Genomic DNA, 15,705 nt, shown 5'->3' on the forward strand with positions numbered 1-15,705 from the left:
CGCCTCACAGAGTTATAGCCAGATACGGCCTTGGGAGTAGCTCAGGAAAGGAGAACTGTCGGCGGCTAGCCAGATGGGGCCATCCAGATCGACGAACTCAGCGTTAACCGCGACGGGCAATGCGGCCTCCATGGCCAGTGACGAGCCCAGCATGCAACCGACCATAATGCGCATATTGAGCGTCCGGGCTTCATCCACCATCGCCAGCGCTTCAGTCAGGCCACCGCACTTATCCAGCTTGATATTGATCATCTCGTAGCGATCGCGTAATCCGGCAATATCCGCCCGCGTATGGCAGCTCTCATCGGCACAGACCGGTATGGGATGTTTGAAACGTAACAGGTCATGGTCCTGTCCGGCGGGAAGGGGTTGCTCCACCATCGCGATGTTGAAGGCCTTCAGTGCCACCAGCAGGCTTTCCAGTTCCAGACCCGACCAGGCTTCATTGGCATCGATAATGAGCGTGGCATGCGGTGCCGCCGCGCGAATCGCTGCTACTTTTTCCAGAATCGCATTACGGTCGAGCTTAATTTTGAGCAGGAGGGCGCCACGTGACACAGCATCCGCCGCCGCCAGAGCCATACATTCCTGCGTATCGAGGCTAAGGGTTTCTGCCGTAACGACCAACTCTGGCTGAGAGCAGGTGCTCTTTTGCCACAGCGTCTGATTAGCCCGTGCGGCATCAAGTCGCCATAGCGCACAGTCCAGCACGTTGCGCGCTGAACCGGCGGGTAAACGGTGTTGCAGATCATGATGGCTGAGGCCCGACTCAATGTCAGTGCGTACCGCTTCGAGCATGGCCTTAACGCTATCCGGCGTCTCATCGTAGCGGGCCGTTGGTGTACATTCGCCCTGCCCGATGAATCCCTCCTGCTCCAGCGTGACACGGATGACCGTCACGGCGGTACGGGTACCGCGTGCGATAGCAAAGGGTCGCGCCAGCGGCAGCTCCACCACATCAATCTGCAACTTTCTCATTTCAGCCACGCTCCTGAAGCAGTGCGGCGATCTCATCAATACCAAAACGCACAGGATCCGTTGCCGGTAAGCCAAACTCAGCGCTGATTTCGGCGCAATAAGCGAGCGCCTCTTCTTCGCTGTAATTGGAGGTATTGATAGCAAAGCCAGCCAGCTGAACGGAGTCACTGGTCACCTGTGCGGCACGCAGATTGGCTTCAACGCACGCCTGCAGGCTGACCATGGGCTGGTGTGGCAAATGACGCATATGGGGTCGTCCCATTTCATGGCACATGACCAGCCAGTGTGGTTGCGCACCGTGCATCAGCCCCATACTGACGCCCGCATAAGAGGGATGGAACAGTGAGCCCTGGCCTTCAACGATATCCCAGTGGTCCTCGTCATTCGCCGGTGAAAGCGCTTCTGCTGCACCGGCAATAAAATCAGCGATGACCGCATCCACAGCAATGCCCTCCCCTGCGACCAGAATGCCGGTCTGCCCCGTGGCACGAAAATCAGCTTTCAGGCCGCGCGCACGCATCGCCGCTTCCAGCGCCAGTGAGGTGTACATCTTGCCCACTGAGCAGTCTGTACCCACGGTCAGTATCCGCTTACCTGAACGCTTCTTACCGCTGCCCACACTGAGCGCTGGACGCATATGACGCAGGTCAAAAAGCTCAACGCCAGAAGCCTGTGCAAGCGTCACCAGTTCCGGTTCATCCACCAGTCGGTGGTGCAGACCACTGGCCACATTCATGCCTGCTTTGATGGCACTTTTGATCGTTTCCAGCCAGTGCGCTGGCAGATAGCCCCCGGCATTGGCAGTGCCAAGCACCAGCGTTTTTGCGCCGCGCGCTTTGGCGCCGGGAATATCCAGTTCATCCAGACCCAGACTGACCGTGCAGCCCGGCAGTTTAATTTCGCCAACGCACTGCTCCGGCCGCCAGATATGAATACCGCGCGCCGTTTTTGCCGCAAGGGGATCGGTAACATCGCCAAGAAAGAGTAAATAGGGTTGTGGGATTAGCATGTTGTCTCTCGTTTCAGCCAAAAGATCAGGTTCTGAAACCACTATTTCATGCGTTCTGAAAGGTGACGAATGCTTGTTTAGCAGGAGGGTATAACGGCAGGTTATACCCAGAGGTAATAGTGATGATAGGTGGGTTTTTCAGGGGGATTGGAGAGAGGTCAGATTAAAATATGGGGCAAGTCATAGGAAAAGGAGATGTTTATGCAGGCAGTAAGGATAGGCTATGGACCGGAGCAGGAGAAGGTAAAATGGCTTATAGAATATTTAACGCCGGGCCGCTGGCGAGACATTCATGACGAATGCCAGCGACCCGGCCGGCTTATATCAGCGCAACAGAAAATCCCAAAACGGAAATAATCTTTTAAATATCAGAATTTTTATTCTTAATACCCAAAACTTCACGCCCCCAGCGTAGTTCTTCTTCAGTTTTCTTCCTTAACTCTAAAATGACATATCCTAATAACTCATGTAAATTTTGGCCAAGATACAATTTAAAAAAATACCCTTCATTCCTTATGTTAATAAGGAACACTGTATCCTCATGGTTTTTCTCCAGTTCGGTTATTAGCTTTTCTAAGCCTATCGCATTTAATCCTGAGCGTTTAGCATTCTCATAATGAACTTTCATCAAGCGCAATTCATTTTCTTTATTGCATTCAAAGGCAGCAATTTTATTATTGCCATTATTGTTCAATAAGCCCTTGTAAATCTCAGGAAAATGCTCATCTATAAGCTTGGATGCTTTTAAGTCAATCACGGCAGAAATACCTCCACATCACCAAACCGAACTCCTTTCATTAATATCTCTCGCTCCATCCATTCATCAAAGGAATATTCCCACGACCAGGCATCACCTGGTTTAGGTGCTCCCGTTTTAACTCTGAGCACAACACCCTCTGCACCAGCGAACCCTCGCGCAACAGCAGGATCATCAGTCCATGAAGTAAATGGACTATCTCCAGACACACCGCCGAAGTTATGCTCTTCAGGAGATATTTTAGAATTTACATTACCCGGTACAACCTTACCTTTCAAAGCATTATCCCATTCAGGATGACCTTTATGTATCCCTCTGTAATTATATTGCCCTTGCTCAGCCTCGGGTAACCGCTTTGTTGGTTTATCACCACATGCTGTCAGCCCCCACGGATCCACCCAACCCAGCGCATTCGGCGCATACTGGTAAAGGTTGATCCCGCCCGCCAGCCCTATCGGGTCCTGCTGGGTAAACCGTCCGCTGTCCGGGTCATAATAACGAAACAGATTGTAGTGCAGTCCGGTTTCCCGGTCCAGGTACTGGCCCTGCATACGCAGGTTCTGCTCCACCACAGGAACACGCTGGCTGGACTCGCGCAGCAGCTTGCCCCACGGGCTGTTGATACCTTCCCAGGCTTTTTGCCCTTCACCGTCAGTCAGCAGCTCCGGCATTCCGTTGGCCGCATTATGGAACCAGTAAATCTCCGGGCTTTCCACGCCATCAATACGGGCCAGCGGTTCATAGCTCTGGCTGTCGCTGTAAACGTAGGTCAGCGGAGTGCCGTCGTGGATTTCCTGCAGCAGGCGGTAGCCTTCCCAGACGAAGCGCGTCGTGACGGCGTTGCCAGACGGTCTTCCCTGCAACAGCTGCTGGCTGGTTTTACTGATGCGGCGCCCAAGCGGATCGTAGCGGAAACTCACCTTTGTACGCGGCTTGTTACGGTCCCGTGGCTCGCTGATCACATCCGTCAGGCGATGCTCCCCATCATAGCGATATCGCCAGCGGGTATGCCCGTCATCTTTCTCAGTGGTACGGCCATGAATGTCATATTGCCAGCGGATACCGTTCAGTCCGGTGACTCGGTTATGCATGACATGAGCGGCACTATGGCGATCCAGCGGGTTGCCTGCGCCATCCCAGCGCCACTTTTCATTACCCGGCTGCGCACCGTCCTGTGACAACAGCCGGCCGGCGTTATCGTAGTTCCATAATGTCTGGCTGAACGCATTATCGTCGCGCTCTTCACGGATCAGGTTGTTGCCGTAATCGAAGTCGCGCCGGCGGGACCAGACGCGCGGTGCAGGACGCTGTGAGTCACCCTTAAACACGTCACGGCGGCGCAGTCTGCCTAAGCGATCGTATTCACTGCGCATGGTCAGGCCGCCCTGCGTCCGGCTGAGTTCCCGATGCAGTGTATCCCGGGTAAATTCCGTGACCGGCAGGTTGTCTAATGCGATGCTCAGCAGATGCCCGCTACCATAATAAAGCTGCTTCAGGTTGCGGCCATCCGGCAGCGTCAGGGCAGTGCAGTTGCCCAGCGCGTCATACTCCCAGGCCAGTTCGCCCTGCTCCCCCTGCTCAGCAACGATGCGGCCCAGCGCATCATACTTAAAGGTAATCTCCTGCTCGGCCTGCTGGCTCCACTCGGTGTCAGACAGCGGCAGATGCTGCGACACTTTACCCAGTTGCCCCCCACCGCTGTAGTGATAGCGCGTCTGGCCTTCCGGCGTGGTTCGCGCCAGCAGTTGCCCCGCACGGCTCCAGTGATAGCGATGGGTAATGGACTGAGGATGTCCGGCGGCAAAGGTGCGTGATACCGTGCGGCCCGCCGCATCATAGTCATATCGCGTGGCAACGCCATCCAGCCCGACCTGGGCCAGCAACAGAGAATCTGCGCCCCACTCGAACTGATACTGCTCGCCGTTCTCATTTTGCAGCGCCGTCAACCGGCCACGGCTGTCCCAGCTTCGCTGAACCGTCTCACCCTGCGCATTACGGTTGGCGATCAATCGCCCGACATTGTCGTAACGGAATTCACTGCGCTTGCCATCAGCCGATTCATAGGCCAGCGGCAGTCCGTTTTCACTCCAGTGCAACCGCTCTTCCCATCCTTCTGCGCGTTCCAGCTGAAGAGGACGGCCTGCTGCATCATAGTGATAACGGGTTTCTTCACCATCCGGCGCGATGACACAGCTGAGCCAGCCCAGGGGATGATAACGGTAGCGCGTGGTCAGCCCTGAACAGTCGGTTTCACGGATAACCTGGCCGGCATCATTAAACTCACGGCGGTAGCTGTTACCTGCTGCGTCAGTCTCTTCGACAACCAGTCCGAACTCATCCCGCTGATAGAGCGTGCTTTGCCCGAGCGCATCAACAACACGTTCAAGGCCGTGATGGGGATCGTAATAGTATTTCGTTGTGGAACCGTCTGCTCCGGCAACAACCGTGGGCAGTGAACGGTGTGACAGCCATTGCACCGCCTGCACACCACCGTCAGCATCCTTCTCTTCAACACGGTTGCCCAGATCGTCATAGGTGAAGCTCACCGCGTTGCCCAGCGGATCGATGCGACGCGTCAGGAGTTCGTTTTCATCCCACTCATAACGCCATTTCTCGCCGCGCTCATCGATAAAACAGGTGATGAGGCCCGCGGCATTCCAGTGGTGTTCGCGCTGCTGACCGTCATAGGTCGACACGCGCGTAATGCCCGCCTTAAGATCGTAATGCATGTGGCAGCCATCACCGCTGTTGGTGCGGTTTTCTACAACGCGCCAGTGATCCAGCTTCTGCCAGCGATATTCACTCTCCAGCCCGCCCGGCAGTTGGTGCCAGACCATCAATCCATCGTCGTTGTAACGGAAGCGTCGTGAGACAACGCCTGCAGCATCAGTAACGCTGGCAAGCTGGCCCCGATCATTGTAGGTCCAGCGCGTGAGAGGCCAGTGCTGATCGCCATCAAAATGGCTGGCTGATGTCGGACGCCGCGCGTGCTGTTTGTCGTCGTAGTGCAGCGTGACGTCAATCGCCAGCGGCGCGTCATGGATACGCACCAGGCGGGCCTGTTCATCCCAGCCCATCTCCAGCGCATTACCGTACTCGTCGCTCAGTGAAGCCAGCCGCAGCACCTGCGGATCAGCGGCCGTGCGCCTGTAAAGACGCCATACCGCACCGTCGTCATCGGCAATGGCGATATCGCCAGACTCGTTGCTGCGCACTATCAGCCCTTCGCTGATGCTGTAGAGCACCTCTTTGTCACCGGGAACGTCAAAGCTCAGCTCGCGCCCGTTGTCATCAAACCAGGTTGCCCGATTCCCTTCCAGCGTCAGGTAGCTGTCAAACACCGTGGCCCAGCCCTGACCAAACAGGCCAGCGCGCTGGGTCAGACTGTTATAGCTGCGCTGAAAACTGAGCGGGAAACGTCCGGGAAGGGAAAAATCGCGCTCGGCATCATCATTAAGGACTTTGACGCCGGTCGCCGCATGAACCGGAAACAGCGACGAGAAGGCCGCGTTAATAGCCATGTCCGCCGCCATACCGCCCACGGCACCGGCCAGCGCGCAGGGCATATTTTTCAGGATCTGACCGGGGCGACCACGGATGAGGGAAAGGCCGATCATCATCACAGCCAGGCCTGGCACCTTGCCACTTTTGATCTCTCGTACCGTAACGGTTTCACCACCAATAATGACATTGGGGGAAACATCGTCGCTCACGGTGGCGTCACAGGTGGTTTTATCCTTTGCGCGCACTGCAGGCTGGCCATTGATAAAGACGCTTTTCGATCCCTGAGCCAGATATTGCGGTGCACTGTGTTTTTCACAGGCCACTTTGTCCTGCTCCAGCGGAGAGGTGCCCGCATCGGCGGAGGCTACCGTGGGCTGCCACATTGCACTGCCAAACTGGCCGACCGCAGAGAGCAACATGCCGCCATAGTCGGCGAAGCTCTGCGGCGATTGTGGTTCCGGTGGCGGTGTCTCGCCGGGCGTGAGCATCCCGGCCGCGCGTGCGGCTAAAAGACCATTAACGTAGACATTCACTGATCCACTGGCGATTACTCCGGCGGGTGACGGCGGGAATATCATGTTTCCCAGCCCATCGGCCGCTTTGCTGATCTCCTGTGACAGACCAACGGCATTGGCCAGTACACCACCAAGAATACCGCTGAGCAGGCAACTGTTACCCACGGCTGCTACACTCGCCGCTGCCGCCCCTGTACCCAGCAGGGGCGCTGCCGAGACGATAGCTGCACCCACTGCGGCACCAATGACGGCATAGGCCGCACCTTCAGCCACAATGCTTGTGATATCAGCGAAAATGCTGGAGTGAATGATCTCGTCGCCCACGCGGGCAGCAGGGTTATCCATAGGTTATGCTTTCCGTGGATTGTTCAGACTCAGGCTTTGTTTAAATGCACTCCAGCGCTGTCCATCCTCTTCATTGAATGGACGCATGGCTGAGAGCGTAAAAATCATTAAGATGTTCGAGTCAGGCACCTGTGTAGCCAGCTGTTTCTGCCACACTGCCTGCCCGTTACGGTCAAATACGGTTTCAACTTCAACCGCGTGTAATGTGTTATCCACACCTGCCATCAAACGTACAAATTCAGTCTGCTGGATATGGCCCATCTGACTCCGCAATGTGTCCCACTGACGCTGGAACTCTTTTTCCGCATCACTGCCCTCAGAAATAACACCACGGCTCACAACCCATGCCAGCCCACTGGCTTCATCGCGGAGAATATTCATGGTGGTGTCCTGCCAGGCAGCAGGAAAAAGCGCAAAGGCGCCCTCATTGAATTGGTAATGCATATTGGGTATCCGTTTTATTAATTGTTTGTGGCGGGTGGAATAAGGCTATGATATTCGCCATCAACGTTATCGGCATTAGTGAGTATCTGTGTATTATCACGCGCAACTTTAATGTCGAAAAGTCGATGCGTAATATCAGGATCGCCACCGCAACTGGCGTCGTGATTATCTTCACGAACCGTAATAACAAAGAAACTTTCATCACTGCTGTCGTCAAGATCGTATCGCAGGCATTTCTCATCGAGGGTGGTCAGTTGCCAGGTATGAATTGCTTCGGTTGCAGCGCTGATAGCCTGGTCAGCGCTGATTTCGCTTTGCTCTGCCCCCATGTCTGTTTTCAACATGATGCAACTGACCTTTCCCTGGTCAATCTGAAACATCAACTGTTTCCCGCCAGACGGGTAGACAAGCCAGTGCTGATTATCACTGTTATCTTCTTTTCCGGGTCCATAGGCTTGCTGAACCTGTTCCAGGCTATCGCCTACCTTTATATTTCGGGACGTCGGCACATTGGCATTTTCCAGTAGGATCTCAGCCAGAACCGTGTGGCTGGCATCTCCCACCGCCGCCGCGCTGAACAACTCAAAGCCGTCATAGCTATGCTGGAAGTAGTTGTACTGCTGGTTATTGATAGCCACTTCTCCGGCCAGAACTGAACTCAGAGCCTTACCAGCCCGTACGAAGCTTTCATTGCTCCATGTGTCTCCGGGAGTGAAAGCATAGTCGTTTAGCAGAACGGAAAAATCGCCCTCGTTAAGGGCAGGAACAGACGATTCCGTGCTGGATTCGGCCCTGGCAATGCAGGATAAAACCATGAGAACAGACACAAATATAAGGCTGGTGAAAAAACGATTTACAATCATTGTGTTTTTATCGGAGTAAAGGCATAAGGGCCTCAAATATGAGGCAATGGATTCAACATCACGTTCTTTTACTCATCGGCAGTAATAATAATTTTATTCAGGCAATCAGGGTTTTTGGCAGAAAATGAAAACGTGATGACCTGTCCATTAATATCTGGGGATGATGTATAGCTGGTCACTTCGTTTTCAGACTGCCCCCGAGGATAATCGGTTAACTTAACACTCTGATAGTGCTTTTTGACATCATCGAGCGAGAGGCATTTCCCATGAGGAATAAAGCTAAGGAAAGGGGGCATGCCATCAGATGTTTTACTTAAACGCAATTCAATATCCGTAATCTCCGAAGCATCTTGTAGTTTTACAGGATTAGCCTGATAGAAATTAATGTACTCATTTTGACTTTTTAATGTAAACGCCAGTGGTACGTGATGAATACGTTCCACAGATAGATTCTTTATGGAGGTACTCATTTTTGTAACAAAACCCCATATATCTTCTTTTTGCATCTTCGCTTCCACTATTCCGCTTAACATGAAACCAGCCATTAATAAAATAAATACCTTACTTTGTCGGATAATTTTTATCATACCAGCCCCCATAGTAATCTTCGTAAAGTTGATTGGTAGTTGAGGTTTTTTCACCTTTACCGAATATACGACCAATCTGCGTCCTGGCTTCGCTTTCGCTTATGTCACCTTTACTCAGGGAATCATAGATTCCGTTGTACCCTTTCTGATTTGCTGAATTGCCAGCTATACCAATATCTCTGCCCTGATTTGCAATAATTTCGCGCTGTACGCGAATATTGTTAAGTGTTGCTGCCCCTTCATCACTAAGTGCACTATTCAGGTAGGCTTCACGTGTGGTTACATTGATATCAGGCTTATACAATGCATGTCCACTCTCATGTGACAGTGACTGCACCACTTTTGCGGCATCGTTCATATGACTTTTATCAACAGTAATAATCCGGCTCTGACGATCGGCAAACGTACCTTTACCTGCAGCCCCTTCCTTAAAAACCCAGCCGCGCTTTTTGAGGGTCGTGATGTCCTGTTTCATGGTCGGTGATTTCTCAACCATATTGTCTACATCTGCGCCAAAGCCACTAAAAGAAGGACCCTGAGTATTCGTAGCTAAGCCGGCATTTTGTGACGCGTCGGCAGGCGCGCTTGCTAATGCACCTGCCTTATTCTCCTTTCCCGGCGTAAATTTCTCCTTTACAGCCGCATCAATATCACCTTTATGACCTGCACCTGGCGCAGACGTACCAGGTTTAGCACCCGAAGTATTCAGATTCAGTTTACCGCCAGTGGTGATATGTCCGTCGTTCTCAACAAAGAAGTTAAAATCTTTTCCAATAAGATTTATTGTGCCATTAGCATTGAGCTCAATGGCACTTTCACCAGAAACAAGTCTCAACTGCGATCCCGACGCCAGAACATACTGTTCGACTACTGCATCAACTTTACTCAGGCCAGTGAGGATTTCAGTTCCGCCTTTTATGGCCTGAATCTGATTACCTTCAACCCTGTTGAGCTCATTTTTAGCCACATAGTGGCTTCGTTCCCCACCAACACTATGTGATTCATCGTTTTTAACATGGGTATCCATGTTCTTCTGCGCCTGAATCCACAGATGTTCCTCACCCGATTTATCCTCAAACCTTAACGCGTTCGCGGTGTCCGCCGTGCCATCCTTCGACCGGCTCAAAAAGCCCATCTGCGTCGCTGCCGCCGGCAGCGCCCACGGCGGCATGCTTGCCTCGTTGTAAACCCGGCCGATGATCAGCGGACGATCCGGATCGCCGTTGATGAAGTCCACCACCACTTCGTCGTTCACTCGCGGGATCTGCACCCCGCCAAATCCCTGGCCGGCCCAGGCGCTGGAGACGCGCACCCAGCAGGAGCTGGTGTCATCGCCCTTCGCCAGCCGGTCCCAGTGAAACTTCACCTTTACCCGGCCGTAGCGGTCGGTCCAGATCGACTCGCCTTTGGGTCCCACCACCTTTGCCGTCTGCGGGCCGTGTGTTTTCGGCCACGCCGTTTCCGGCGGCGTGCGGTAGGTCACTGACGACGGCAGCACCGTGAAGTGGATGTTGTGACGGCTGTCGCCGGTGTCGCCGCTGGCGTAACTGTTTTCGGCGAAGTCATAGGTCGCCGAGGTCACCAGATACTCGCCGTTGTCGCTGAAGTGCGGCGCGTTGATGATGGAGAAGGTAAAGCCCGGCGCGATGCCGGTGGCCGTGCCCGACCCGCTGACGCTGTGGTGCTCGGCCTGCCACACCTCCTGACGGATGCGCGCGTAGGACTCGCCGTGGCTGTGGTCGACAAAATGGCCCGGCCAGTCGTAAACGTCCACCGAGCCCGGCACCGGCGACGCCGGGTTCTGGCGGGCCTGCAGCATCCAGGCGTTCGGCTTGCGGAAGTCGTAGTCGTCGGTGCTGTAAATGCCCGGCGTCACGCTCTCCGCCAGCGACCACTGGCTGATGCCCTCTTCAGTCACCACGCCGCCCGACGGGGTGACGTGATAGGCAATGGTCTCATAGCCCGGAAACGCCTGATGCTGGTCCGGCGCGTCGCACAGCACCAGCGTATGTTTGTCCGCCTCGTGGCGGAAGAAGTAGTAAATCCCCTCCAGCTCCATCAGGCGGCTGATAAAGTCCAGGCTGCTCTCCTGATACTGTACGCAGTACTCCCACACCCGGTAGCTGCCCGCCAGGCGCGTCTCCACGTTGACCCCGTACTCCTTCAGCAGCGTCTGCACAATCTGCGGCACCGTCTGGCTCTGGAAGATGCGCAGGTTGCGGTCGCGCTTCATCGGCCACAGGTCCGGCTCGACCGTCAGCTCATAGACCGCGTAGCGGGTGCCGCTCAGCTCCTGGCTGCGCACCGCCACCCGGGTGATTTTGCCGTTAAGGTAGCGCGGGCTCAGCGCGTTCATCAGCCCGTCGGTCGGCAGCGTAAACGTCACCGGCTTCCCCAGCAGGGCGTGGCGGTCGATGCGCGCGTCGGTGGCCAGCAGTTCAGCGGTGAGCACAAACGGACGGGACAGCGTCTCGGTGCCCTTAAGCGTATGGAACAGCAGGCCGTCCGCCGGCAGCTGTGCGGTAATGCGTGAGAACATAAGTAATCCCTGACTATTAACTGTGTGGATCGAGCAACCAGACACCTTCTTCACTGATGTTCAGCGTTTGTTCGCGGGTGCCACTCTGGCCGCTGATGGCAAAGGTGTAGTTGCCCGGCGCCAGCTGCAGCGTGGCGAAGCCATTCACCGCCGGCACCAGCGCCTGCGGCTGACCGTTCACCTGAACGCGTTCACCCTGCTGCAGACGGATATAGACCTGGGCGACCGGCGCGGGTGGTGGTGCCGGTTGTGGATCGGGTTCACGCGCGGCGGTCTGCGCGGGCTCAGAAGTCTGAGCCGGAGTGCTGGCAACCGTATCCGGTGAGGCGTCAGCCTGGGTCGGTGGCGCGGCAACCGGCTGGTTAACCGGCGCGACGGTGACGGCAGGCGCGTCGTTCTGTGCGGTCTCAGCCGGCGGTGACTGTTCGTTACCGCGTGACATCAGCAGACCGGCGCCCAGGCCGACCAGCACGCCAGCGGCAACCAGGCCCGGCAGTGCAAAGCGGTGTCCCAGCAGCGTTTTCAGTTTCGAGGCGGGTTTGATCACCTCCTCTTCTTCTTCAATCGGCACCAGCATGGTGCCCGGTCCGCTCATTTTTGCGCTGAGCAGCGGTTCCGGTTCGCGTTCCGGCAGCGCCATCAGCGCAGCAAAATCATCAATGCTCTGCGGACGATCTTCCGGTTTCAGCGCCAGCGCGCGATCGACGGCGCTGAGTAGTGCTGTCGAGTAGCCCGCCAGACGACGCTGTACCAGCGGCTGGTAGTTATCTTCGATGCTGCGCACCACGCTGACTGGCGGTGGCGCACCGGTAATCAGGGTATGCAGCACCGCGCCCAGCGCGTAAATATCGGTCCACGCGCCCTGCTCACTCTCATCGTTGTCGCTGTACTGCTCAATCGGCGCATAGCCGGGACGCAGCATCGTCTCGCTCTCATCCGACAGATTGCCGATGGTTTTACGCGCCGACCCGAAGTCCAGCAGGATCGGCTCGCCACTGCTCTGGATCTGGACGTTATCCAGCGAGATATCGCGATGCAGATAACCCGCTTCATGGATGGTTTTGATCGCCCCCAGCAGCGGTGGCAACATGCGACGGATCCAGGCCTCATTTACCGACTGCGGATTACGTTCGCTGAAGTTCGAGAGCGTGGTGCCGCTGTAGAACACCGTGCCCATGTAGGCGGTGTCGTTCTGCACCCAGAAACGCAGCACATGCAGCAGGTTGGGATGGTTAAAGCGCGCCAGCAGACGCGCCTCCTGAATAAAGCTGTTCAGTCCGGCGTGAAAGGTTTTGCTGAACCGTTCACTGCGCAGCACCAGATTCAGGTCATCGCTGCGCACTGCCAGTGAGGCGGGCATAAACTCTTTGATCGCGATATCACGCTCAAGCTGGTGATCCCAGGCGCGATAGACGATGCCAAAGCCGCCACCGCCGATGACCTCTTTGATTTCAAACTCATTGAAGCGGTAACCCAGCGGCAGGGCGTTGGGGACATTCAGGGGTTGATCATGTTCCGACATATTCGATTACTCTCTGATAGCCAGGCTTTAAACCGCGAACTGGCAGACAAATTCACCCTGCTCACAACGCACATCGACGCGGCGATAGCGTTCATCACGGGCGTGGGCGCTCAGTAGGATCTGGCTCATCTGTGGCAACAGCGTGTTGGTGAGGATGGCATCCACCATGCGACCGCCCGACTCGACTTCGGTGCAGCGCTGCACGATCTGGCTCACCACCGATTCGTCGATCTGCGCTTCAATGCCGTGATTCTCGGCCAGACGACGCACAATGCGCGCCAGCTGCAGCCGCACAATCTCCGCCAGCATCGCGTCGCTGAGCGGGTAGTAAGGCACCACCAGCAGACGGCCCAACAGCGCAGGCGGGAACACCTCCAGCAGCGGCTTACGCAGCGCGGTGCTCAAGGCATCGGGATCGGGCATCAGTTCAGGATCGGCACACATCGCGCTGATTAACTGCGTGCCGACATTGGAGGTCAGAATGATGATGGTGTTGCGGAAATCGATGTGCCGGCCTTCGCCATCCTCCATCCAGCCTTTATCAAACACCTGGAAGAAGAGTTCATGCACATCCGGATGGGCTTTCTCAATCTCATCCAGCAGCACCACGCTGTAGGGGCGACGGCGAACGGCTTCGGTCAGCACGCCGCCCTCGCCGTAGCCGACGTAGCCCGGCGGTGCCCCTTTCAGCGTCGAGACGGTGTGCGCCTCCTGAAACTCACTCATGTTGATGGTGATGATGTTCTGCTCGCCGCCGTACAGCGACTCGGCCAGCGCCAGCGCGGTTTCGGTTTTGCCGACACCGGAAGGCCCGCACAGCATAAACACGCCGACCGGCTTGTTGGGATTATCAAGGCGCGCGCGCGAGGTGCGTACCCGTCTGGCGATCAGATCCAGGCCGTGACGCTGGCCGATGACCCGCTGGTTCAGGGTGTCGGCCAGATTCAGCACCGCGTCGATCTCATTCTTCACCATTCTGCCCAGCGGAATGCCGGTCCAGTCCGACACCACGGCAGCCACCACGCCCGCATCGACGGCGGCAAACAGCAGCGGCGTGTCGCCCTGCAGCGCAACAAGCTGCTGCTGCGTCGCATCACGCTGTTCACGCAGCGCCGCATCCTCTTCTGTCACACAGCGGGCGCGCAACGCAATCAGCGTCTCGACCAGTTCGCGCTCCTGCCGCCAGCGCTGTTGCAGCGCATCCCGCTCGGCTTCCAGCGCAGTGCGCTGCGCTGCAATCGCCTGCTGGCGGGTGGCGTCGCCCAGGCCCACCCGGATTTCACGTTCGATGACCTCTGCTTCAATCTCCAGCGCCGCCAGACGGTGAAGACAATCTTCCAGCGCCGCGGGCTGCGCGCCCTGGCTAACTGCCACGCGGGCGCAGGCGGTATCCAGCAGCGCCACCGCTTTGTCAGGCAGCTGGCGCGCCGGAATGTAGCGATGCGACAGTTTCACCGCCGCACTGACCGCATCATCCAGCAACAGCACCCGATGATGTTTCTCCAGTGCGCTGACGGTGCTGCGCAGCATCAGAATCGCTCTGGCTTCATCCGGCTCCTGCACCTGTACGGTCTGGAAGCGACGGGTCAGCGCCGGATCTTTCTCAATGTACTTTTTGTATTCCGCCCAGGTGGTCGCGCCGATGGTGCGCAGCTGTCCACGTGCCAGCGCCGGTTTCAGCAGGTTGGCGGCATCACCGGTGCCCTGCTGACCCCCTGCGCCCACCAGGGTGTGGATCTCATCAACAAACAGCACAATTGGCGTCGGGCTGGACTGCACCTCATTGATCAGCGCCTGCAGTCGCGCTTCAAACTCCCCTTTCATGCCGGCACCCGCCTGCAGCATGCCGATGTCCAGCAGCCAGAGCTGCACATCGCGCAGCGGCGCAGGCACATCACCCGCCGCGATACGCAGCGCAAGGCCTTCGACCACCGCGGTTTTGCCGACGCCCGCTTCGCCGGTCAGCAACGGGTTGTTCTGGCGGCGACGCATCAGGATATCGACCATCTGGCGGATTTCGTCGTCACGTCCGGTTACCGGATCAATGCGGCCTTCACGGGCGCGCGCCGTCAGGTCCTGCGCATACTGTTCCAGCGTGCTGCCACTGGCGGCGGGCGGTGCGCCGCCAGCATCCGCCGGTGCGCTCAGCACCTGCTGTGCTTCCTTGCTATTGCCGAGCAGCGTGTCGAATTCCGCCAGCAGCGCATCGGCGTTGACGCGGCTGAACTGACCGGAGATGCCTTTCAGCACGCTGGCCAGGTTGAAGGTTTTCAGTATGCCGATAAGCAGATGGCCGCCGCGAATGCGGGTCGCGCCATATTTCAGCGAGGCGTAAACCCACGCCCGTTCAACGGCGCTGTCGATATGCTCGGAGAGGTCGGAGACCGCACTGGCACCGCGCGGCAGGCGATCCAGCGCGGCAACGATGTCCTGAGTCAGGGCCTTTTCATCCAGTGAAAAATGTGTGATGACCTGCTGTAAGTCGCCATCCTGCTGCTGCATCAGCTGATGCAGCCAGTGCACCAGTTCGACATAGGGATTGCCGCGCAATTTGCAAAAGGCGGTGGCGCTTTCCAGCGAGGTAAATAACAGCGTATCCAGTTTGCCGAATAGCACGGCACGGCTGATTTCTGACATAGGGG

Annotated in this window: 10 protein-coding genes; all 10 read right to left on the bottom strand. The window is 56.5% G+C overall.

Translation table 11 applies throughout. The features are described 5' to 3' along the window. Nucleotides 1-12: 12 nt before the first annotated feature. The 10 genes from dgcA to tssH all read right to left on the bottom strand — a co-directional run bounded on the left by dgcA (nucleotide 13) and on the right by tssH (nucleotide 15,700). A complete protein-coding gene (gene dgcA / locus NR195_RS04905) occupies nucleotides 13-978 on the bottom strand; it encodes an N-acetyl-D-Glu racemase DgcA (protein ID WP_256844195.1) in 966 nt (321 codons plus the stop codon). 1 nt (nucleotide 979) lies between these two features. Further along, nucleotides 980-1,987: an N-acetyltransferase DgcN gene (gene dgcN, locus NR195_RS04910; RefSeq protein ID WP_256844196.1), complete on the bottom strand. Its 1,008-nt coding sequence runs from the start codon at nucleotides 1,985-1,987 to the stop codon at nucleotides 980-982. 361 nt (nucleotides 1,988-2,348) lie between these two features. After that, entirely contained in the window at nucleotides 2,349-2,744 is a 396-nt protein-coding gene (locus tag NR195_RS04915) for a hypothetical protein (protein WP_233267941.1), read from the bottom strand. Then, entirely contained in the window at nucleotides 2,741-7,108 is a 4,368-nt protein-coding gene (locus tag NR195_RS04920) for an RHS repeat-associated core domain-containing protein (protein ID WP_256844197.1), read from the bottom strand. Before NR195_RS04920 ends, NR195_RS04915 begins: the two co-directional genes overlap by 4 nt. A gap of 3 nt (nucleotides 7,109-7,111) precedes the next feature. Beyond that, the gene (locus NR195_RS04925; protein ID WP_010246011.1) at nucleotides 7,112-7,552 is read right to left on the bottom strand and encodes a DcrB-related protein; all 441 of its coding nucleotides are present in this window, start codon (nucleotides 7,550-7,552) and stop codon (nucleotides 7,112-7,114) included. A 17-nt stretch (nucleotides 7,553-7,569) separates the two neighbouring features. Then, on the bottom strand, nucleotides 7,570-8,415 hold the full coding sequence (locus tag NR195_RS04930; protein ID WP_132498476.1) for a hypothetical protein: 846 nt from the start codon (nucleotides 8,413-8,415) through the stop codon (nucleotides 7,570-7,572). A gap of 68 nt (nucleotides 8,416-8,483) precedes the next feature. Continuing rightward, nucleotides 8,484-9,002 carry a hypothetical protein gene (locus NR195_RS04935; protein WP_233273060.1) on the bottom strand — a complete coding sequence of 173 codons (519 nt, stop codon included), beginning with the start codon at nucleotides 9,000-9,002 and terminating at the stop codon, nucleotides 8,484-8,486. Then, the gene (locus tag NR195_RS04940) at nucleotides 8,977-11,541 is read right to left on the bottom strand and encodes a type VI secretion system Vgr family protein (protein WP_187505392.1); all 2,565 of its coding nucleotides are present in this window, start codon (nucleotides 11,539-11,541) and stop codon (nucleotides 8,977-8,979) included. The genes NR195_RS04935 and NR195_RS04940 overlap by 26 nt, the downstream gene beginning before the upstream one ends. Nucleotides 11,542-11,557: 16 nt before the next feature. Next, complete coding sequence (locus NR195_RS04945; protein ID WP_187495204.1) at nucleotides 11,558-13,063, bottom strand: serine/threonine protein kinase; 1,506 nt, start codon at nucleotides 13,061-13,063, stop codon at nucleotides 11,558-11,560. A gap of 27 nt (nucleotides 13,064-13,090) precedes the next feature. Next, nucleotides 13,091-15,700 (bottom strand): type VI secretion system ATPase TssH, encoded by a 2,610-nt coding sequence (gene tssH, locus NR195_RS04950; protein ID WP_256844198.1) that lies wholly within the window; start codon nucleotides 15,698-15,700, stop codon nucleotides 13,091-13,093. Nucleotides 15,701-15,705: the final 5 nt, after the last annotated feature.

Source organism: Pantoea sp. Ft-CA_14 (assembly GCF_024520875.1).
GTDB lineage: Bacteria > Pseudomonadota > Gammaproteobacteria > Enterobacterales > Enterobacteriaceae > Pantoea > Pantoea agglomerans.

Excerpts from the sequence above, each read along its gene's own strand:
- dgcN (WP_256844196.1), bottom strand. The coding sequence starts at position 1,987 with ATGCTAATCCCACAACCCTATTTACTCTTTCTTGGCGATGTTACCGAT.
- NR195_RS04925 (WP_010246011.1), bottom strand. The coding sequence starts at position 7,552 with ATGCATTACCAATTCAATGAGGGCGCCTTTGCGCTTTTTCCTGCTGCC.
- tssH (WP_256844198.1), bottom strand. The coding sequence starts at position 15,700 with ATGTCAGAAATCAGCCGTGCCGTGCTATTCGGCAAACTGGATACGCTG.
- NR195_RS04945 (WP_187495204.1), bottom strand. The coding sequence starts at position 13,063 with ATGTCGGAACATGATCAACCCCTGAATGTCCCCAACGCCCTGCCGCTG.
- NR195_RS04940 (WP_187505392.1), bottom strand. The coding sequence starts at position 11,541 with ATGTTCTCACGCATTACCGCACAGCTGCCGGCGGACGGCCTGCTGTTC.
- NR195_RS04935 (WP_233273060.1), bottom strand. The coding sequence starts at position 9,002 with ATGATAAAAATTATCCGACAAAGTAAGGTATTTATTTTATTAATGGCT.
- NR195_RS04920 (WP_256844197.1), bottom strand. The coding sequence starts at position 7,108 with ATGGATAACCCTGCTGCCCGCGTGGGCGACGAGATCATTCACTCCAGC.
- NR195_RS04930 (WP_132498476.1), bottom strand. The coding sequence starts at position 8,415 with ATGATTGTAAATCGTTTTTTCACCAGCCTTATATTTGTGTCTGTTCTC.
- dgcA (WP_256844195.1), bottom strand. The coding sequence starts at position 978 with ATGAGAAAGTTGCAGATTGATGTGGTGGAGCTGCCGCTGGCGCGACCC.